This is a genomic window from Rhizobium sp. 10PS4 (genome assembly GCF_032464805.1).
Taxonomy (GTDB): Bacteria; Pseudomonadota; Alphaproteobacteria; order Rhizobiales; family Rhizobiaceae; genus Rhizobium; species Rhizobium laguerreae.
In genome coordinates this window covers 1-18,706 of record NZ_JAWDIW010000018.1, presented here as the reverse complement: position 1 = coordinate 18,706, position 18,706 = coordinate 1, and the positions used below count along the sequence as shown (strand labels likewise).

General features: G+C 60.9%; 18 protein-coding genes and 1 pseudogene. 7 read left to right on the top strand and 12 right to left on the bottom strand.

Annotated elements, in window-relative coordinates; genetic code table 11:
- Nucleotide 1: 1 nt before the first annotated feature.
- From RWJ89_RS29110 to RWJ89_RS29095, 4 genes are all read right to left on the bottom strand, one after another.
- Entirely contained in the window at nt 2–922 is a 921-nt protein-coding gene (locus tag RWJ89_RS29110) for an alpha/beta hydrolase family protein (RefSeq protein ID WP_222010751.1), read from the bottom strand.
- A 113-nt stretch (nt 923–1,035) separates the two neighbouring features.
- Entirely contained in the window at nt 1,036–2,661 is a 1,626-nt protein-coding gene (locus tag RWJ89_RS29105; protein WP_221947513.1) for a cisplatin damage response ATP-dependent DNA ligase, read from the bottom strand.
- A gap of 226 nt (nt 2,662–2,887) precedes the next feature.
- Nucleotides 2,888–3,898, bottom strand: coding sequence for a ligase-associated DNA damage response exonuclease (locus RWJ89_RS29100; protein ID WP_316031853.1), 1,011 nt, complete (start codon nt 3,896–3,898; stop codon nt 2,888–2,890).
- 87 nt (nt 3,899–3,985) lie between these two features.
- Nucleotides 3,986–4,792: an alpha/beta fold hydrolase gene (locus RWJ89_RS29095; protein ID WP_131666803.1), complete on the bottom strand. Its 807-nt coding sequence runs from the start codon at nt 4,790–4,792 to the stop codon at nt 3,986–3,988.
- Nucleotides 4,793–4,903: 111 nt separating this feature from the next.
- Here RWJ89_RS29095 and RWJ89_RS29090 point away from each other — a divergent pair, with 111 nt between their 5' ends.
- Nucleotides 4,904–5,875: a glycerophosphodiester phosphodiesterase family protein gene (locus RWJ89_RS29090; RefSeq protein WP_131666789.1), complete on the top strand. Its 972-nt coding sequence runs from the start codon at nt 4,904–4,906 to the stop codon at nt 5,873–5,875.
- Between the two features lie 109 nt (nt 5,876–5,984).
- Here RWJ89_RS29090 and RWJ89_RS29085 read toward each other — a convergent pair whose 3' ends face one another.
- Genes RWJ89_RS29085 through RWJ89_RS29075 form a run of 3 tightly spaced genes read right to left on the bottom strand, consistent with a single transcriptional unit; the run spans nt 5,985 to nt 8,988 of the window.
- The gene (locus RWJ89_RS29085) at nt 5,985–6,965 is read right to left on the bottom strand and encodes a GGDEF domain-containing protein (protein ID WP_316031852.1); all 981 of its coding nucleotides are present in this window, start codon (nt 6,963–6,965) and stop codon (nt 5,985–5,987) included.
- Between the two features lie 44 nt (nt 6,966–7,009).
- Nucleotides 7,010–7,144 carry a hypothetical protein gene (locus RWJ89_RS29080; RefSeq protein WP_276508043.1) on the bottom strand — a complete coding sequence of 45 codons (135 nt, stop codon included), beginning with the start codon at nt 7,142–7,144 and terminating at the stop codon, nt 7,010–7,012.
- A gap of 50 nt (nt 7,145–7,194) precedes the next feature.
- Nucleotides 7,195–8,988, bottom strand: a complete 1,794-nt coding sequence (locus RWJ89_RS29075) for a methyl-accepting chemotaxis protein (protein ID WP_168285196.1) — start codon at nt 8,986–8,988, stop codon at nt 7,195–7,197.
- 464 nt (nt 8,989–9,452) lie between these two features.
- On the opposite strand from RWJ89_RS29075, the gene RWJ89_RS29070 reads away from it, so the two are divergent.
- Nucleotides 9,453–10,175 carry a helix-turn-helix transcriptional regulator gene (locus tag RWJ89_RS29070; RefSeq protein ID WP_131666786.1) on the top strand — a complete coding sequence of 241 codons (723 nt, stop codon included), beginning with the start codon at nt 9,453–9,455 and terminating at the stop codon, nt 10,173–10,175.
- Between the two features lie 35 nt (nt 10,176–10,210).
- On the opposite strand, the gene RWJ89_RS29065 is transcribed toward RWJ89_RS29070, so the two are convergent.
- Complete coding sequence (locus RWJ89_RS29065) at nt 10,211–12,508, bottom strand: sensor domain-containing protein (RefSeq protein WP_131666785.1); 2,298 nt, start codon at nt 12,506–12,508, stop codon at nt 10,211–10,213.
- Nucleotides 12,509–12,763: 255 nt separating this feature from the next.
- On the opposite strand from RWJ89_RS29065, the gene RWJ89_RS29060 reads away from it, so the two are divergent.
- Entirely contained in the window at nt 12,764–14,131 is a 1,368-nt protein-coding gene (locus RWJ89_RS29060; protein WP_316031882.1) for a TIGR03808 family TAT-translocated repetitive protein, read from the top strand.
- A 36-nt stretch (nt 14,132–14,167) separates the two neighbouring features.
- On the opposite strand, the gene RWJ89_RS29055 is transcribed toward RWJ89_RS29060, so the two are convergent.
- Nucleotides 14,168–14,632 carry a YbhB/YbcL family Raf kinase inhibitor-like protein gene (locus RWJ89_RS29055; RefSeq protein WP_168285197.1) on the bottom strand — a complete coding sequence of 155 codons (465 nt, stop codon included), beginning with the start codon at nt 14,630–14,632 and terminating at the stop codon, nt 14,168–14,170.
- Between the two features lie 17 nt (nt 14,633–14,649).
- Entirely contained in the window at nt 14,650–14,889 is a 240-nt protein-coding gene (locus RWJ89_RS29050) for a hypothetical protein (protein WP_065279281.1), read from the bottom strand.
- Between the two features lie 289 nt (nt 14,890–15,178).
- On the opposite strand from RWJ89_RS29050, the pseudogene RWJ89_RS29045 reads away from it, so the two are divergent.
- Nucleotides 15,179–15,845: pseudogene (locus RWJ89_RS29045) on the top strand (glutathione S-transferase family protein).
- 3 nt (nt 15,846–15,848) lie between these two features.
- Here the strand turns inward: RWJ89_RS29045 and RWJ89_RS29040 are convergent.
- Nucleotides 15,849–16,745 carry a LysR substrate-binding domain-containing protein gene (locus tag RWJ89_RS29040; RefSeq protein ID WP_151519998.1) on the bottom strand — a complete coding sequence of 299 codons (897 nt, stop codon included), beginning with the start codon at nt 16,743–16,745 and terminating at the stop codon, nt 15,849–15,851.
- Nucleotides 16,746–16,917: 172 nt separating this feature from the next.
- On the opposite strand from RWJ89_RS29040, the gene RWJ89_RS29035 reads away from it, so the two are divergent.
- The 3 genes from RWJ89_RS29035 to RWJ89_RS29025 all read left to right on the top strand — a co-directional run bounded on the left by RWJ89_RS29035 (nt 16,918) and on the right by RWJ89_RS29025 (nt 17,975).
- Nucleotides 16,918–17,118, top strand: a complete 201-nt coding sequence (locus tag RWJ89_RS29035) for a hypothetical protein (protein WP_077976276.1) — start codon at nt 16,918–16,920, stop codon at nt 17,116–17,118.
- A 149-nt stretch (nt 17,119–17,267) separates the two neighbouring features.
- On the top strand, nt 17,268–17,495 hold the full coding sequence (locus tag RWJ89_RS29030; protein WP_231285188.1) for a hypothetical protein: 228 nt from the start codon (nt 17,268–17,270) through the stop codon (nt 17,493–17,495).
- Between the two features lie 114 nt (nt 17,496–17,609).
- Nucleotides 17,610–17,975, top strand: a complete 366-nt coding sequence (locus RWJ89_RS29025) for an MmcQ/YjbR family DNA-binding protein (protein ID WP_316031851.1) — start codon at nt 17,610–17,612, stop codon at nt 17,973–17,975.
- Here the strand turns inward: RWJ89_RS29025 and RWJ89_RS29020 are convergent.
- Nucleotides 17,960–18,580 carry a glutathione S-transferase family protein gene (locus tag RWJ89_RS29020; protein WP_131666779.1) on the bottom strand — a complete coding sequence of 207 codons (621 nt, stop codon included), beginning with the start codon at nt 18,578–18,580 and terminating at the stop codon, nt 17,960–17,962. The two genes, RWJ89_RS29025 and RWJ89_RS29020, sit on opposite strands and share 16 nt — an antisense overlap.
- Nucleotides 18,581–18,706 lie beyond the last annotated feature (126 nt).

The window sequence follows — 18,706 nt, the reverse complement described above, 5'->3', positions numbered from 1 at the left end:
GTCAGGTTGCCACCCCGCGGAAGAAGCGGATGCTCTGTTCGATCTCGGCCGGCAGTGCCGAGGTGTGATTGCCGGCGACGGTTTCGGTCTCGATGTGAACGCCGGCGCCGCGGGCTCGGCGGGCCAGCAGATCGGCGCGGTCGTTGAAGTGCGGCTCCTCGGTGCCGTGGACGACACGGACCGGGCATTTGAAGCTGTGGGCGTAACACAGCGCCGAACGCACCTCGAATTCGTGCGCGTTGCTATCGTCGAAACGGATGTCCTGGGGATAGCGGTTGAAGAAGCGGAAGGCATCGGGGTTGCCTGAAATCGGTGCAGCGGCGCGGAATTTGTGAGTGCTCATCGCCGTCAGCATGGTCAGCGTGCCGCCGATGCTGTGGCCGGCGATGAAGAGGCGCTCGGGATCGACACCCGGCAGATGCGCCAGGCGCTCGGTGGCGGCGAGCACGTCGTCGACCTCGTCGTAGAAGCCGGAGAAATTGCCCATCTGGCCGTTCTCGCCACGCAACGACGGCATCATCACCACGTAACCGGCATCCATATAGGGCTTCATCAGCTGCCAATGGCCGATGCCCATGGCATTGCCGCCGTGCAGGAAGAGCACGGCCGGCCTGGCGGCCCGCTCGCGCTTGTATTTCGAAACCCAGGCCGCCAGTTCCAGCTCGCCGTAGCCTGAGCGGTAGAAGATCTTGTCGGCATCGGCTGGCGCATTCAGCGGTTCGTATTTGTCGGGCGCCGGGCCCTTCTGCAACAGCTTGGTGCGGAAATGGTGGCGGACCTTGGCATAGTCGCGCTTGGCAAGGCGCGGCTCGTCCGGGACATCGAAAGCGGCCGCCACGCGCGGCAGGATAAGTGCACCGGCAAGACCCGCCAGAACTGCACGGCGCTGGAGGAAAAGGGAATTTCGTTCACGCGAGCTCATAACGCACCCATCATTTTCCCGGCATGCAGAATCTGCACCGGAAGATCGTTGCCGCCAATACACATGCTGTTGAAAATATTGCCCTGCGTCATTGTTGCGCAGGGCTTGCAACTTTACGCCGGCTTGGCCTCGATCATGGCGATCAGCGTGCGCAGCCGGTCGGCCTCGTAGGAGGGTTTGTCGGGGCGAAGGCGGGCGATGCGGGGGAAGCGCATGGCGACCCCCGATTTGTGCCGGGTCGAACGATTGATGCCTTCGAAGGCCACTTCGACGACGAAGCCGAAATCCTTGTCGGCACGCACCGCCCGCACCGGGCCGAAACGCTCGGTGGTATTGTCACGCACGAATTTGTCGAGCACCTCGAGCTCGGCATCGGTGAAGCCGAAATAGGCCTTGCCGACGGGCACCAGCTGTTCGCCGTCCTCGTCATCGGCCCAAACGCCAAAAGTGAAATCGGAATAGTAGCTGGAGCGCTTGCCGTGGCCGCGCTGGGCATACATCAGCACTGCATCGACATTGTAGGGATTGCGCTTCCACTTGAACCAGGGACCCTTCATGCGGCCGGCCTGGTAGATGCTGTCGCGGCGCTTGATCATCACGCCTTCGATGACCGGATCGGGCGGCGCGGCGCGCAGAGTATCGAGCTCTTCCCACGACGAGAACGGCACGAGCGGCGAGAGATCGAAACGGTCGTGCGGGGCGCGGTCGATGATCTCGGTCAGCCGATCGCGGCGATCGACATAGGCAAGACCGCGAACATCTTCCTCATCGTCGAAGAGCAGATCATAGGCGCGGATGAAGGCGGGGTAATCGCCAAGCATCTTTGCCGTCACCGTCTTGCGGTTCAGGCGCTGTTGCAGGTCGGAGAAGGTGCGGGTCGGGCTGTTGGAGCGGGCGGTGCCGCCGACCAGCAGCTCGCCGTCGACGACGCCGGAAAAATCGATCGCGTCGAGAATATCGGGAAAGGCGCCTGATATGTCGTCGCCGGAGCGGGAATAGATCTTGCGCCTGTCGCCGGAGCGGGAGAGCTGGACGCGGATGCCGTCCCATTTCCATTCGGCGGCATAATTTACTGGATCGAGACCGGTCAGATCCCCCTCCTCCACCGCATTGGCGAGCATGACGGAATGGAAGATCGCCGGTGTGGCCAGCACCGGCTTTTCGCCACCACCCGCCAGCCATTCGAACAGCGTCTCATAGGGCGGCTGCAGGCCATGCCAGAGGGTTTCGATCTCGGTGACGTCCTTGTCGCCGAGATCGGCGAGTGCCTGCTTGGCAAGGCGGGCGGAAACGCCGATGCGCATGGCGCCGGTGGCAAGCTTGATGAAGGCGAAACGGCCGGAGGAATCCAGCCGGTCGAGAAGATCGCGGACGTAGCTGCGCACTTCGGTGCGGCCGAGCGCATTCATGCCGGTGACGACCTCGCCGAGACGCGGCTGGGCAAAGGCCGAGCGGTCGATATCCCTCTCATTGTCCCAGACGAGCGAAATGGTTTCGGCAAGATCGCCGACATAGTCGTAGGAATAGCGAAACAGCACCTCGTCCATACGCTCCAGCACCAGCTCGCGCAGCATGGCGGGCTTGACGTTGCGCACCTCCAGCGTGCCGGCGATGGCGGCAAGGCCGTAACCGCGGTCAGGGTCCGGCGTGTCGCGGAAATAGTCGGTGAGAAGCTTCAGCTTGCCGTTGCGGCTGGGGGTCAGCACCAGGCGGTCGAGGAGGTCGGCGAAGGCTTTCATGGGTGCCTCCCGACTTCTGAGGAAGGCCCCTCCCCAATGGCATGTGGAAAAAACCCCTCCCCAACCCCTCCCCACAAGGGGGAGGGACTTAATGCGCGGCCCTTGCCGCATTCATCTTCCAGCGCAGGGCATGCAGCAGGCCTGGTTTGCGAGGCGGCGCCACGGATTAGCCCCTCCCCCTTGTGGGGAGGGGTTGGGGAGGGGTTTTCAGCGAAAAACTCCACGCTCAATCCCCCTCATCCTCGTAACCCACCAGATGCAGCGGCTTCGCCTTGATGCCCTGCAATTGGCACCAGCGCACTAGGGCCTCTTCGCGGCCATGCGTTACCCAGACCTCGGCCGGGTGCAGCTCTCGGATTGTTTCGGTCAGTTCCGGCCAGTCGCAATGATCGGAGATGACGAGGGGCAGTTCGACGCCGTGTTGTTTGGCGCGCTGGCGCACCATCATCCAGCCGGAGGCGAAGGCCGGCAGCGGCTCGTTGAAGCGCCGGGCCCAGCGGTCGGCGAAGGCCGATGACGGGCCGATGACGACCGCCCCCCTGAAGGCGGATTTGTCGCGGCTTTCGATCGTCGCCGGCAGCAGCTCGCCGAGATCGATGCCCTGCTCGATGTAATAGTCGCAGAGAGTTTCCATGGCGCCGTGGATATAGATCGGTTCGGCATAACCGGCATCGCGAAGCAGCCGGATGACGCGCTGGGCCTTGCCGAGCGCATAGGCGCCGACGAGATGGGTCCGCTCGGGAAATTGCCGCAGCGATGCCAAAAGCTTGCCAATCTCGTCCATCGGATCGGGATGATGGAAGACCGGCAGGCCGAAGGTCGCCTCGGTGATGAAGACATCGCAGGCAACCGGCACATAGGCGGCGCAGGTCGGGTCGGGGCGGCGCTTGTAGTCGCCGGAGACGACGATGCGGGTGCCGTTCTTCTCGATGGCGATCTGGGCGGAGCCGAGCACATGGCCGGCCGGGTGAAAACTTACCTTGACGCCGTTGACCAGCAGCTCCTCGCCGAAGGCTGCCGCCTGCTCGCTGGCGCAGAAACCGTCGCCGTAACGCAAGCGCATGATGTCGAGCGTCTGGCGGGTGGCAAGCACGTTCACATGGCCGGGGCGGGCATGGTCCGAATGGCCGTGGGTGACGAGCGCCTGCTCGACGGGCCGCACCGGATCGACATAAAAGCCGCCTTCCGGGCAATAGAGCCCCTCCGGGGCGGGATAAAGCAGCGCATCAGGTCTCATGAAACGAGAGATAGCGGCAAATGGGCGCGAGGCCAGAGGGCGGGAAGAAGGGACTGGCGAATGCGCCGCGGTCAACCCCGGCGATCGTCACGGCCCTATTCCATCGAGGAAGGATTCCACGGCGGCATTAAATTGCGACGGCCGCTGCAGCGGCGCGAAATGGCTGACACCGTTGAGATAGATCATCTCAGCGTTCGGAATGCTGCGGGCAAGATATTCGGCATGGTCTGGCTTGATGAATTCGTCGTGCTCTGCAAGCACGATCGCAACCGGCACGCGGATCAGGCCTAAGTCGGCGGCCTGGTAGTTGGGCTCCGTCCGCATCATCAGGCTGACCGCCTCGACCAATGGATTGAAATCATCCGGCGTGGTGGACAATGCGGCATAGTCCTTGGCGTGCCGGCTGAAGCATCGGTTGATGACCGGAGTCGCGACGAATTCCCGCGTGCCGCTCGGATCCATGTTGCAGCCGAAGAAAAAGACGCCCTCGAGCCGCGACGGCGCCGCCATGGCGAGGATCAGAGCGATGCAGGCGCCGTCGCTCCAGCCGATGATGGCCGCCTTGTCGAGATGCAGTTCGTCCATGACGGCGAGCACATCTGAAGCCATCAGCTCATAGCTATAAGGACGGGAATCGCGGGTGCTTCGTCCATGGCCGCGGCTGTCGATCAGCACGACGCGGCGGCCGCGGCGCACGAGCGCCGGGACCTGATAGCCCCAGTTGCCGCTGTGGCCGAGGCCGCCATGCAGCAGAATGACGGGTGGGCCAGAGCCATAGCTCGCATACCAGATACGGGCTCCGTCATGCGCGACATGACCGTCGACTGCTGCCGGCGGCAACGGGGCAGCGCCGTGCGCTTCGAACTGGATAAGCTCGTCGTCGTCAAATTCCATAGCGATCAGGCTCATTGTTGTCGCTGCATAGAAAAGCCAGAAAACAGCCCAAGAACAACCGGAATCGCTTTCTAGCACTTGCTCGTCGATACAACCAGAGGGGGATCAACTTTGGGCAGGAAGCTTCTCTATTGCGCCGCGGCGATCGTGGTTGCAGTCGCCGGCATCTACCTCAACAATACCAGCCTGCTCGCCGAACATCGGCCGGGAAAGCCGGTGCTGCTCGCCCATCGCGGCATCGCCCAGCGCTTCGACGAAACCGATCTCAAGAACGACACCTGCACGGCAAGCCGCATGCTGGCGCCGAAACACGACTATCTGGAAAACACACTTCCGTCGATGCAGGCAGGTTTTGCGGCCGGCGCCGATATCGTCGAGATCGACGTGCATCCGACGACCGACGGCGAATTCGCCGTCTTTCACGACTGGACGCTCGACTGCCGCACCGACGGGCATGGCGTCACCCGCGAGCATTCGATGGCTGACATGAAGAAGCTCGACATCGGCTATGGCTATACTGCCGATGGCGGCAAGACCTTTCCCTTTCGCGGCCGGGGCATCGGCATGATGCCGACGCTTGCCGAGGTGCTGTCGACCTTTCCGGATCGGCGCTTCCTGATCAACGTCAAGAGCCGCGATCCGTCCGAGGGCGAAAAGCTCGCCGCCGTGCTCAACGGGCTTTCCACTGAGCGGCGGGCGGAGATCATCGTCTATGGTGGCGACGAGCCAATCGACTTGCTCCGCCTGATGGCACCCGATATCAAGACCGCCTCGCGCAAGAGCCTGAAGGGCTGCCTCACCGGCTATATCGGCTATGGCTGGACCGGCCTGCTGCCGGACGAATGCAAACATGCGATGATGCTGGTGCCGATCAATATCGCGCCGTGGCTCTGGGGCTGGCCGGATCGTTTTCTCAACCGGATGGCAGATGCCGGGACCGAGGTTTTCGTGCTCGGCCCCTATCGCGGCAGCGATTTTTCCACCGGCATCGACGACCCCTCGCAACTGGCGCGGCTGCCTGAGAACTATGCGGCGGGCATATGGACGAACGAGATCGAGGCGATCGGCCAGCTGAAGAAATAAGTTCAGAGGCCTCCCGCCCGCAGCAATAGGGGGAATCTCCTCCGGCGAGACCGGCTTTAAAAAGCGGGAGCCCTGTGCCTTTCGCAGCGCCCCTGGCACAGGAAACGGTTCATTTTGTCGCAGTCAATCTTTGCCGCGACTGCAGAGTTTCTTCATCGATGCACACGCGATTTCGGCCGCTTTCCTTTGCTCGGTAAAGGGCACGATCAGCGTTCGAAAACACTGTGTCGAAGGAACCGTCTGTCGGACGGCGTATCGCAACTCCGATTGACACTGTCGCGTAGAAGACGCCGGATGCGGTGACGATCGGCTGCCGCTCAATGGCGCATCGAACATGTTCGCAGGCAGCGATCACTGCATCACTCTCCATTTCTGGAAGCAAGAGGAGGAACTCTTCGCCACCAACCCGAGCGAACGTCGACCCATCGAACTGCAGCGTCGAAATCAGTTCTCGTACCGTTTGCGACAATGTTCTCAGCGCAGCGTCGCCAGCTGCGTGTCCGTAGGTATCATTCACGCGCTTGAAATGGTCAATATCAAGGACAGCGACCGCGAAGGCATGGGACCCAGGACGCGTGCTGTCGAAAAACCTATTCGCAATCGCGAAGGCATGGCGACGATTGAAGGCACCAGTAAGCTCGTCGGTGATTGTGAGACGATGCAATGCATTCTGAATGGTCTTGAGATCTGTGATATCCTGAAGGAGAAGCTGGACGACGGGGTTGCCGTCCCAAGGCAATGCACCTGCTATCAACTTGATCGTGCGCACCGTTCCCTCAGCCGACCGTATGTCGGCCTCCGTCGAGTTTTCGCAGATCCGCCCTTTAAATGCTTCGTCCATCTGTTGTGCCGCTTCATCGATTTGAGTTTGAAGGAAATCGAGAAAATGCCTGCCGACGACTTGGTCTTGCGGCACTTGGAGGAGTCGTGACGCTTCTTGATTTCCGAAGATAATTCCCTGTCTGGTATGGATGAGGAGCCCCATGGGCATGAGATCAAGCATCATCCCCATTCGCGCCTGCGTATCGACCAGTGTTTCCTTTGTAAGCTGAGCCGCAAGAAGCGCTTCGTGATCTTCATCCAAAAACATGGGTTGTTCTCCGCCTTCGAGGGGTGTCCGAGGTATTTTCGAGCTCAAGCCGCCCTAGCCGCGGCGGCCTCAACGCGGTCACAACCATTCTTCTTTGCCGCGTAAAGCGCCTCGTCCGCAGCACCGACCAGTTCTGCCGCCGGCTCGACACCGGCGCCGCCCATGGAGATCCGCTGCACGGACGTGAAGGCTCCCGTCACAAGAACAGCCAGTGGCGCTCACGCAGACATCAGAATTCCTTCCACTCGCTGGCGACAACTGCGGCATTGCCGTGAAAAACGGCAGTCACGTTGGCTGCCCTCGTCCGCGCCGCCGACGCGACAGGCTTGGAAGCGGCAGTTGCTATAGCGGGGCGGATTTGACGTGATGCCAGGCCGCTTCCGATGTTGAACTGCCCCAGCAACTGGAAAAGTGCATCGGCCTCTCTGGCAAGGCTGTGGGCAGCGGCCGTCGATTCCTCGACCATGGCTGCATTTTGCTGCGTGCCCTGGTCCATGGTGTTCACAGCCGTATTGATCTCCTTCAATCCGGTCGCCTGCTCCTTCGAGCTTTCGACGATTGCGAGAACGTTGCCATTGACCTGCTGGACCTGGGCGACGATCTCATCCAAGGCCTTTCCGGTCTCGCCCACGAGAGCGACGCCACTCTTCACATGCTCGTTGGACGCGGCGATCAATTCCTTGATTTCCTTTGCTGCTTTCGCGGATCTCTGAGCAAGCTCACGCACCTCCTGCGCGACGACGGCGAAACCTTTGCCGGCGTCGCCGGCGCGTGCTGCCTCGACACCAGCGTTGAGCGCCAAGAGATTAGTCTGAAATGCGATCTCATCGATCACACCGATAATGTTGCCGATTTCAGCGGATGATTTTTCGATCTTGCCCATCGCATCGATTGCGCTTCGGACCACCGCGCCGGAGTGCTCCGCATTTTCCCGTGTCCTTCGCACCAGTTGGCCGGCTTCCTGGGCACGGTTGCTGGAATCGGCGACAGTCGTGGTGATCTCTTCAAGGGCGGCTGCGGTTTCCTCGACGGAGGCTGCCTGCTGTTCCGTTCGCTTTGACAAGTCGTCCGAAGCGGAACGAATTTGCTGGGCTCCGGCAGCGATACCCGTTGCATTTTCCGCCACGGTCTGCATCGCACCACGCAGCTTGCTAACTGTCGCGTTGAAATCGGTCCGGAGTTTTTCCAGCGCGGGCGTGAATAGGGTTCTAACTTCCTGGGTCAGATCCCCACCGGACATGGCCTGCAAAGAGCTTGCAAGTTCGTCGACATTGTTCACGCGCGCGGTGACGTCGGTCGCGAATTTGACGACCTTGAAGACCTTGCCGTTCATGTCGAGGATCGGATTGTAGGAGGCCTGGATATAGATCTTTTTCCCGCCCTTGCCGATGCGCATAAACTCATCGGCCACGAAATCGCCAGCTGACAGACGCTCCCAGAACCGCCGATAATCGTCACTGTTTGCGTAAGCGCTCTCGCAAAACATCGAATGGTGGCGTCCCCGGATTTCGACAAGCTGGTAGCCGAGCGCCGACAGGAAATTCTCGTTCGCGGTCAGAATCTCGCCTTTCGGTGTGAATTCGATTATCGCCTGGGCGCGCGAAAGCGCGTTTATTTTGCCGGCATCCTCGGCGCTTTGCAGCTTCTGCTTCGTGATATCGGTGGCGAACTTCACGACTTTATACGGCTTTCCGCCGCTGAAGACCGGATTGTAGGAGGCTTCGATCCAGATTTCCTTGCCGCCCTTGCCAATGCGCTTGTACTGGCGTTGGTTGAACTCACCCCTATTCAGCCTCGCCCAGAACTCGCGATAATCGGCGGACAAGGCTTCTGCCGGCTCAACGAACATTCGGTGATGCTGGCCGACGATCTCGGCCAATTCGTATCCGAGTGCGGCACAGAAATTGGTATTGGCCGTCAGGATCTTGCCGGCGAGATCGAATTCGATGATGGCCTGTGACCTGTTCATCGCGGCGAGTATCGCCTTGGCGTCAGATCCAAAGCCGAATGCTATTGCCTTCATGCTGTTTCCCCACTCAGGACCAAGAGAGCGACTGCCGCCACCCGGACGGGGGACGAGCAATCCGAGAATAAAATCCATTAAAATCTTTAAGTATCCATTAACCGCGTGGCTTCCGAATTTTGATCGCTTGAAGCTGCTTCAGATGAATGAAATATATTAATTCAATCAAAAAGTTATGCGAAGATCTTTTGAGCGCATCCGAGTGATGAAGATTTCTCGATGGCCGGCTTTCAATCCTTGCATGGACTTTTTTCGGCATTCTTGCATCATCAAATCGGAATTGTGTTTACCAGTTTTTAAGAAGTTATAGCTGCACTAACGCCACCTCACGAGCTTTGCAATTATCCCCTCGAGGGCATGTCGCACTTTCGTCCATACGTGTAAAAACCACTCCCAACGCGAGCGGATTCGCTAGGCACATCAGCCGCCAAGCGCCCTGACGCGACTGCTGATCGGAGAAAGAAATGAAATTCGAGGCCGAGTTCAATCGAATTGAGGAAGTCGCCGCGGCCTTCAACACGCATTACGAAGTATTCAAATACATGAAGGGTCTCACACAGGACCTTGGAATGAATGCTTTCCTGTTCATGACGCTGCCGACGGTCGACATCGTCGAAATCGGCGCAGCCAAGATCATCACCAATTGGCCGGCGGAAATGGTGGATTACTATGATGCCCATAACCTCATGATCGACAGCCCGGTCATCCGGCGGATGCTGAGATCGACCAGCCCCTTCAACTATGATGTCGAAGCGATCAATACCAATCGTGGAGGAGGCAAGAAGTCCACGGTCATCGAGCTGTTCAACCGATACGGCATGGAAAAAGGGGCCTATTTTCCTGTTCACGATGCCGCCGGTGGACGCGGCGCCATGTCGATTTCGGGATCTCGGAATTTCAACATGACCGAAATGGCAAAGCTGCTGTTCATCGCCACACTGATTTATGACCGGCTCTCGCAGCTAACATTGAACGAGAAACACAAGCCCATCGAGTTTACGCCGAGCGAACTGGACTGCCTGAGGCTGACCGCCGGCGGCAGGAAGGGCAATGAAATTGCCAAGCTTCTCGATCTCACAGAAAATGCGGTCAACAATCACATCGGCAACGCGATCAGGAAGCTCGGATGTACGACAAGAACGCAGGCCGTCGTGAGCGCTCTGCGGCTCAATATCATTCGTGTTTAGAGATCGAGGCGATCGGCAGGCTGATGAAATAAGGCTCAGAGACTGCGTGCCCGCAGCAATTCCGGGATCTCCTCCGGGGAGACCGGTTTGGAGAAGCGGAAGCCTTGCGCCTCCTCGCAGTGCGCCTGGCGCAGGAAATCCATCTGGGCGTCGGTTTCGACGCCTTCGGCGAGAACCGAGAGCTTCAGCGTCTGCGCCAGCGAAATGACCGCCGAGGCGATGGCGACGGCGGTCTTGTCGCCGGGCAGCGCCTCGACCAGCGAGCGATCCATTTTCAGGCGGTCAAAGGGGAAGGTCTTCAGCGCCGCCAGGCTGGAATAGCCGGAGCCGAAATCGTCGATCGACAGGCGCACGCCAAGCCCCCGCAGCGTTTCCATCACGGCGAGCGCGCGTTCGGCATTCTGCATCACCACGCTTTCGGTGACTTCAAGCTCCAGCCAGCGGGACTGCAGGCGGTGGCGCTCCAGCGCCTCGGCGACATGGGTTGCGAAATCCGGATCGGCGAACTGTTTGGCCGAGACGTTGACGGCGATCGTCAGCGGCGCCAGGCCCATGTCCTGCCAAAGCCGCGCCTGGCGGCAAGCCTCGTTCAGCACCCAGAGGCCGAGGGGAACGATGAGGCCGGTCTCTTCGGCGAGTGGAATGAAATTGATCGGCGGCATCCTGCCTTTTGCCGGATGGTCCCAGCGCACCAACGCCTCGAGCCCGGTGATGCGGCCGGTGGCGACATCGACCTGCGGCTGGTATTGCAGGAACAGCTGGCCGCCGGTGATCGCCTGGTGCAGCTCTTCCTGCTCGCCGAGCGGCATTCCGACAGGCGTGCCGCCGCAGTCGTGATATTGTAACGTGTTGCGGCCGAGCTCCTTGGCGCGGTACATGGCGCGGTCGGCATTGGCGAGAAGCTCTTCCGAGGTCGCGCCATCGAAGGGGAAGGCGGCAACGCCGATGCTCGAGGTGACGGTGATCTCGCCGTTCGCGCCGCGGATCGGCCGGTTGATTGCCTTCTGCAGCTCGCGAAGGCGGCGCGTGATGCCGGCATCGTGGCTCGACTGGTGGACGAGCACCACGAGGAATTCGTCGCCGCCGAGACGCACCACCATATCGGACGCCCTGACGCTGTTGGCCATGCGGGTGGCGATCTCTTTCAGAACCTCATCGCCCGCAGCGTGGCCGCGGCCGTCATTGATATCCTTGAAATTGTCGAGATCGATATAAGCGACGGTGACCTTGCGGTTGTTGCGCCGGGCCTGATCGAGGATGCTCGCCAGCCGTTCCTTCAGAAAGGCGCGGTTCGGCAGGCCGGTGAGATCGTCGTGATGGGCCATGAAATGGATGCGGTCATCGACGCGCTTGCGCTCGATGGCGATGCCGGCGATATGGGTGGCGAGCGCCACCAGCGTCATCTCGTGCTCGGTGGGACGGCGGACTTCCCGGGAATAGAGCGCAAACGTGCCGAGCACGTTGTTCTCAGAGGTGGCGATCGGCGTCGACCAGCAGGAGCGGAAGCCGAACGGCGCGATCATCGCGCGGAAATCCTCCCAGAGCGGATCGATCGTCACGTCCTCTACGATCACCGTCTGGCCGCGCCACACCGCGGTGCCGCAGGAGCCGACCTTGGGGCCGATCGTGACGCCATCGATCAGGCGGCTGTAGCCGCCGGGCAGATTGGGAGAGGCGCCGTGATAGAGCCTGGTGCCCTCGCCGTCGAGCAGCAGCACCGATCCGTCAATCCCATCCAGTTGCGCCTCGATCATCAGCACGAGCGCCTCGAGGATCATCGGCAACGGCTCGTTGCGGGCGATCATTTCGAGCAGGCCCGCCTGGCCGCGATGCAGATCCTCCTGGCGCTTGCGTTCGGTGATATCACGGGAAACACCGATCAGGCCGACGATCTCGCCGCGATCGTTGCGCAGCGGTATCTTCGAGGTCAGCCGGCATATCGGCCTTCTGCTGCCGGGAAGGACGTAGGATTCCTCCATGTCGATGCGGGCTTCGCCCGTCGCCATGATCTGCTGCTCGATGTCGAAATGGCGGCGCGCCGTCTCGAAATCGAACAGGTCGAAGTCGCGCTTGCCGGTGATCAGATCGGCGCGCTGCAGGCCGAGGCTGCTGGCGGTGACGGCGTTGGCGAAGACGAAGCGGCTGTCACGGTCCTTGACGTAGAGGAAATCCGGAAGTTCGTGGACGATCGCCTTAAGGCGCAGGTTCTCGATGCCCTCGGAGAGGTGGTGGGCGGTCGATGCCATCATTGCCTCCGTCGCGGCGACGATGCGTCGCGTTTCGGCCGTCAGGTCATCGATTGATTCCCATCGCCTGGCACCCAATTCGTGCATGATGCCATTCTCCCCGCCGGCCGAAGGCCGTATCCCGCACTCGTCATCATTGAAATTCCCTTCAAAGTAGTCCTCATTTCCTTCGGCTTGCTTAAATGAAAGGGTGAACAAGACGACAATATAAGCAGCGAGATCCTGCCGTTGGCCTCGGCCATAACGGCAATTTCATCCGCCTTTGCCCAGCCTGTGCCAAAAGAATACATGCCCGCCTGGCACGTTTCCTGCTACGGGCGCGTTATGACAAGTGATCCCAGGATGCCCTCACGCCGCGACATGCTTTTCTTTCTTGCCGCCTCGGCCGTTGCGGGAGGGGCATCGCGCACGCTTGCCTCGCCGCTGACGGCGGCCGCTCAGCCCGATCTGCGCGGGGCGATCGACGCGGTGGAATATCGCGCCATTCCCGAAAACGGCAACCGCAAGACCCGCAACCTGCAGCAGATGATCGAACAGGCGGCGCGCGAGAACGTGCCGGTCTTCCTGCCGCCCGGCACCTACCGGGTCTCCAATCTCACTTTGCCGGACAATACGCGTATCACTGGCGTGCCCGGCGCCTCGCGGATCGTCTATACCGGCGAAGGCCACCTGTTTGCGGCCGAGAACGTGCGGCGGATCGAGCTTTCCAATCTCGTCATCGACGGCGGCAACCGCTGGCTTGGCGACGATGCCGGCGGGCTTTTGCAATTTACCGGCGTCGACGAGGTGCTGATCGACAATTGCGAGATCGGCGGCAGCCGCAAGCACGGCCTGCAACTGGAGCGCTGCGGCGGGCGGATCGAGCGCAGCCGTATTTCGGGGGCTGCCCAATCCGGGCTTTACGCGGTGGATTCCACCACCCTCTCGGTCACCGGCAACACGGTCTCGGATTGCGGCAATGGCGGCATCCTGGTGCATCGCTGGAAGAAGGCAGAGGACGGCACTGTCGTCTCCGGCAACCGCATCTCCAATATCCGCGCCAATGACGGCGGCACGGGGCAAAATGGCAACGGCATCAACATCTTCCGCGCCGACGGCGTGATGGTGGTGAACAACCAGATCTCCGATTGCGCCTTTACAGCGATCCGCGCCAATTCGGCCTCGGACATCCAGATCAGCAGCAATCAGTGCCGGCGTTCCGGCGAGACGGCGATCTATGTCGAATTCGCCTTCGAGGGCGCCGTCGTTTCCGCCAACATGATCGACGGGGCGGCAAACGGCATCTCGATCGCCAATTTCGACGAGGGCGGCCGGCTGGCGAGCGTCACCGGCAATGTCGTGCGCAACCTGACGCTGCGCGGCCCCTATCGGCACGAGGTCGGTTTCGGCATCGGCATCGCGGCGGAGGCCGACACGATGATCTCAGGCAATGTGATCGAGGGCGCGCCGCGCTGGGGGCTGCAGATCGGCTGGGGGCCGTATCTGCGTAACGTCGTTGTGACAGGCAATGTGGTGCGCAAGGCACCGGTGGGATGCGCCGTCTCGGTCGCCGATGGCGCGGGGACCGCCGTCATCACCGACAACGTGTTCCAGGAGACCGCCGAAGGGGCAGTGCTCGGCTTCCAGTGGGAGAAGAAGGTCTCCGGCGAGATGGCGGGCGGCGGCTCGCCCTATGCGCAGCTCACCGTCGAGCGGAATCGCGTCTCCTGAGGAGCACGTCGATCATCCACGGTCAATTTCCATCGGTTATCGCGCCTGATAGGTGCCGGTGACGGTCGCTTCCTCCAATGTGTGTTTCTTTGCCTCTGCCCACATCACGCCTATGCCGGCGGCATCGGGAATCGCAAGTGTAGGCACGTCGAGAGCAGCGAGGCGGAAGATATAGCGATGGGGGCGATCGCCAGGGGGCGGTTGCGGGCCGTCGTAACGGGCGTGGCCGAAATCATTCCGATAGAATCGCGGCGCGTGCTCCGGCGCCGTATCGGCACTTTCGCCAAGAGCAGTCCACTCAGCCGGAATGTTGGCGATCCCGCAATGGCAGAACGTGCCATGAGGGGCGTCCGGATCCTCGACCACCAGAGCGAAGCTCCTGGTTTTATCAGGAGCGCCGCCCCAGGTCAGTGGCGGGAAGAGGTTCTCGCCCGTTCGCGCATATTTCGCAGGGATCGGCTCGTTTTGCGCAAAAGCTTTGCTGATCAATGTCAAAGCCATGACATTCTCCTTCCCTCTCAGGGGCGACCGCTTCCCTTTTTATGCCCGCTTTCCTGATTGCGGCCGCGCACAATGCTCCGATCCTCGTTCCCGGAATCGGTGCCGGTCTTCAGATCGCTTCCTTTTCGATAGGCTTCTTTCGCCTGTTCATTGCGGTGCAGATCCGCCGCCGCGTCGAAGGCCTCGTCGGCATTGGCGGTTTTCTCGCGTTTTTCGATTATGCGAAGCTGCTGTTCATGCGTCTTCTTCCCCGTCATGACATTCTCCTTCGTTTGCAGGTGTATGTTTTGGGGTGCGGTTGGTCGCTGTGGACACCTTGGCCGTGCCAATCTTCGAGACGAACCCGCTGGCGTTGCCATTGTTCCTTCGAAACGGCAGGAATTGTGCTTCGATCTTTTCGGGCGGGGGAAGTGCATTTGAACTGAGCCCTGGTCGGTCCGAGCTCTCGCATCAAAAGCTTTCATCATCCCATTAGCGGCAGGGACTTTTCGCAACCCGATCCGGCATTTACGCTCTCCTGGACAAATACCGAGGGGATATCCAATCATGCTGACAGTCTACGGGGTCTATCGCTCGCGCGCATCGCGTGTCTACTGGATGGCGGAGGAGCTGGGGCTCGAATTCCGGTCGGTGCCAGTGCTGCAGGCAAGGCGGCTCGCAGATCCGCTGGCGCCGGAGGCGGCGCTTAACACGCACTCGCCTGACTTTGCTGCCGTCAATCCCATGGCGCAGATTCCCAGCATCAGGGACGGCGATCTCGTCATGCACGAGTCGCTGGCGATCAATCTTTACCTGGCACGTAGACATGGCGGACCGCTTTCCGGCCAAACCGTCGAAGAAGACGGATTGCTGACGATGTGGACGGTCTGGGGGGGCGTCCCAGGTCGAACCGCAGACGGTGAAGATCGTGCTCACTTATGATGACCGGCTCGAAAACAGCGAAGGCGGCCAGCAGACGATCGCGGTTGCCTGCCGGTCGCTGCGCAGGCCGCTGGCGGTTCTCGAAAGCCACCTTGCCTACCGGCAATGGATCGTCGGCGACCGCTTCACCGTCGCCGATCTCAACCTCGCCGAGGTGCTGCGCTATGCCCAGAGCGAAGAGGCGCTTTTCCAAGCGCATCCGAATATCAAAGCCTGGATCGAGCGTTGCCAGTCCCGCCCGGCCTACAAGGCGATGCAGGCGACGCGGGCCAAGGAGCCGGTCGAGGTTTGAAAACTACTTGAAAAGCGCCAGCGTGCCGGCCATTTCCTCACGGATCCAGGCCTTGAAATCCTTGACCTTCTTCGGCTCGCGCGTGCCTTCGGCGGTGACGAAATAGTGACCGAAGCCGGTGCGGGCGCGAATGCCGAAGGGGGCGACGAGCCGGCCCTCGACGAGCGCGAAGCCGGCAAGGGTCTGCCAGGCCAGCATGACGCCCTGACCGGCGATCGCCGCATCGAGGCAGAGCGAGGCATCGTTGAAGACGTGGCGGGTCGAAAGGGTGGCGCCGGATAGTCCGGCCTCGCGCATCCAGACCTCCCAGGTAAACATGGCGCGGCCATCGATGATGGCAGGCAGTGCGAGGATATCGGCGGGTTCCTTCAAATTCGCCGCCATCTCGGGGGAGCAGACGGGAAAGACCTCCTGTGCCAATAACAGTTCGGCCTTCACGTCAGGCCACTTGCCGTTGCCGACGCGGATGCCGATATCGACGTCGCAAAGCGCCGGATTGACGAGATTGGTCGTCGCATCCAGCCGCAGCTTGATGTCGGGATGACGCTCGGCGAAGCGATCGAGCCGGCAGACGAGCCAGCGGGCGGCGAAAACCGGCGCCACCGAGATCGTCAGAATCGTATCGTCCTTGCGGCTGGCGATCGACACCGCCGCCGAAAGACGGGCAAAACCCTCGTCCAGCGCCAGAAGCACCGGCCGGCCGGCTTCGGTGGCGACCATGCCTCTGGCGGTGCGCTCGAAGATCACCTGACCGAGTTGGGCTTCGGCCTTGATCACCTGCTGGCTGACGGCGCCGACCGAGACGCCGAGTTCATCGGCAGCGGCCTGCAATGAGCCGAGACGGCCGACGGCTTCCAGCGCCCGCAGGCCGTTGAGATGGACCATGTTCAAGTTCTTCATATAGTTTTTCTATAGCGCCTCAGCGTTATTCTCAATTGAAAATCTGCCTGCTGAGGCCGACATTGCAAGCATAGGCAACCCATTCGAACGTAATTGCGTGGACGGATGGGATGGCAGAGGCGAAAACCGCTGCGCGATCACGTCCGCGCCACTGAAGAAAGCGAGGCATGCCATGTCGTTGCTGAAGTTTTTCTTGAGGCCCGCTCTTCCTGTGGGCAGCGCGGAAATTGCCGATGCTACCGCTTGGAAGGACGATCCGTTGCGGCATCCCGAGGTCGAGCGCATGTCGATGCGCGAAATCGCCGATCTGCCGCTCGGGATGCCGGCCGGCTTTCAGGCGGAGGACAAGTCGCCGTTGGCGAAATGCGCGTGAAAACACTAAGTCAAAGAAAGAGAGCATCATGTCGTCCGAAACCGATCACCCTCTTCGGCATTGGGCTCTATCGGCTTGAGGGTCATCCAACTTTGACCCGACCCTTAAACTGTCCTTTGTCCTCAGTCCCAGGACAAAGGACAGTTAGGATGAAAAGCCAAGACATCGTGATTTTACTGAAGCTCGTCAGCCTTCAAGAACAGGAAGAACATCGGGAAGACGAGTGGCTTCAGCTGGAATCGCAAGGCGGCGATCCCTACTCTGTGCGCAATCTGGAGGCATCGCTGGGGATAAGCAAGACGGAAATCAGCCAGGCGATAAAGAGGAGTATCTCCTCTGGAATTGCATCAAAGGATGGTGACCTCAATGCGCATTGAGGCACGATGGTTTGCCAAATTATTACCCACACCCGCGCGGATAGGCCCGTGCCTTTCGCTCGCACTTTTCGGCATCATGCTCTAAGCTTTCGCCCTGGCAGAAAGGGCGGAACCATGGCCGGCGATGTCGATGCGATCTTCGAACGCCTGAAGCGGCTGGCGGCAGAAGCCGGGCTGCCTGATGTCGAGGAGAGCACCTCCTACGGCAATCCGGCGCTGAAGGTCGGCGGCAGGAGCTTCGTGGCGGTGAAGAATGCGGAGACGATCGTGATCTCGATTTCGCTCGACGACAAGGATCACCTGCTGGAGATGGCGCCCGACGTTTATTTTCAAACCGATCATTATGTCGGCTGGCCGCATCTGCCGGTGCGCGCCGCCGTGATCGGCGACGAAGAATTGCGGCTGCGGCTGATCGGCGCCTGGCTGTTCCGGGCGCCGAAGAAGCTTGCCGCCGGATTTAAGGATCAGGCCCGATCGTAGGCCAGCGCCCGCTGCACGGCGGGGCGCTGCAGCATGCGGGCGTGATGGTCGCTCGCCTTTTCGAACCGGGCGGGATCGACGCCGTCGGACGGCAGCCAGTCGGTCATGACGAAGAGATAGGGATCGGCGAGCGAATAGGCTTCGCCCATCACCCACGGACCTTCAAACATCGTCTGCTCGATCAGCGTGAAACAATCGGCCATATTCTCAGGCACCTTCGCCTTCATCGCCTCGATTGCCGCCGGCTCGTCGGCCCAGCGCGAGCCGCGCGGACGATGGGCATGGTTCACATGCACGGTCGAGCAGATATAGCTGTTGAAGGACTGGAGCCTGGCAAATTCGAAGGCATCGTCAAGCGGCGCCAGCTTGGCGGCCGGCGCGCTCTGGGCGATAAAGGCCAGGATCGCCGGCGTTTCCGTCAGCACGCCATAATCGGTGACCAGTGCCGGCACCCGGCCCTTCGGGTTGATCTTCAAATAGTCCGGCGAGCGCTGCTCGCCATCGCGGAGGCTGATCTTCTTGACTTCGAAGGCCAAGCCGGATTCTTCCAGGGCAATAAGGCTTGCGAGCGCGCAGGTTCCCGGCGCGTAGTACAATGTCAGCATGGTTTCGACTCCCTTTCGGCAAGGGTTATAGCGTAGCGGTGGACGCGTCGGAACTGGGGAGATTGGGTTTTGCTTCTCCCAGGACAAGTGAGGTGCGTTGAGCGCGAGCGAAGGGCAATGAATGGT

Bases quoted from the DNA above. Each gene is read 5' to 3' on its own strand.
- RWJ89_RS29110 (WP_222010751.1), bottom strand. From the start codon at position 922: ATGAGCTCGCGTGAACGAAATTCCCTTTTCCTCCAGCGCCGTGCAGTT.
- RWJ89_RS29105 (WP_221947513.1), bottom strand. From the start codon at position 2,661: ATGAAAGCCTTCGCCGACCTCCTCGACCGCCTGGTGCTGACCCCCAGC.
- RWJ89_RS29100 (WP_316031853.1), bottom strand. From the start codon at position 3,898: ATGAGACCTGATGCGCTGCTTTATCCCGCCCCGGAGGGGCTCTATTGC.
- RWJ89_RS29095 (WP_131666803.1), bottom strand. From the start codon at position 4,792: ATGGAATTTGACGACGACGAGCTTATCCAGTTCGAAGCGCACGGCGCT.
- RWJ89_RS29085 (WP_316031852.1), bottom strand. From the start codon at position 6,965: ATGTTTTTGGATGAAGATCACGAAGCGCTTCTTGCGGCTCAGCTTACA.
- RWJ89_RS29075 (WP_168285196.1), bottom strand. From the start codon at position 8,988: ATGAAGGCAATAGCATTCGGCTTTGGATCTGACGCCAAGGCGATACTC.
- RWJ89_RS29070 (WP_131666786.1), top strand. From the start codon at position 9,453: ATGAAATTCGAGGCCGAGTTCAATCGAATTGAGGAAGTCGCCGCGGCC.
- RWJ89_RS29065 (WP_131666785.1), bottom strand. From the start codon at position 12,508: ATGCACGAATTGGGTGCCAGGCGATGGGAATCAATCGATGACCTGACG.
- RWJ89_RS29060 (WP_316031882.1), top strand. From the start codon at position 12,764: ATGCCCTCACGCCGCGACATGCTTTTCTTTCTTGCCGCCTCGGCCGTT.
- RWJ89_RS29055 (WP_168285197.1), bottom strand. From the start codon at position 14,632: ATGGCTTTGACATTGATCAGCAAAGCTTTTGCGCAAAACGAGCCGATC.
- RWJ89_RS29050 (WP_065279281.1), bottom strand. From the start codon at position 14,889: ATGACGGGGAAGAAGACGCATGAACAGCAGCTTCGCATAATCGAAAAA.
- RWJ89_RS29040 (WP_151519998.1), bottom strand. From the start codon at position 16,745: ATGAAGAACTTGAACATGGTCCATCTCAACGGCCTGCGGGCGCTGGAA.
- RWJ89_RS29035 (WP_077976276.1), top strand. From the start codon at position 16,918: ATGTCGTTGCTGAAGTTTTTCTTGAGGCCCGCTCTTCCTGTGGGCAGC.
- RWJ89_RS29030 (WP_231285188.1), top strand. From the start codon at position 17,268: ATGAAAAGCCAAGACATCGTGATTTTACTGAAGCTCGTCAGCCTTCAA.
- RWJ89_RS29025 (WP_316031851.1), top strand. From the start codon at position 17,610: ATGGCCGGCGATGTCGATGCGATCTTCGAACGCCTGAAGCGGCTGGCG.
- RWJ89_RS29020 (WP_131666779.1), bottom strand. From the start codon at position 18,580: ATGCTGACATTGTACTACGCGCCGGGAACCTGCGCGCTCGCAAGCCTT.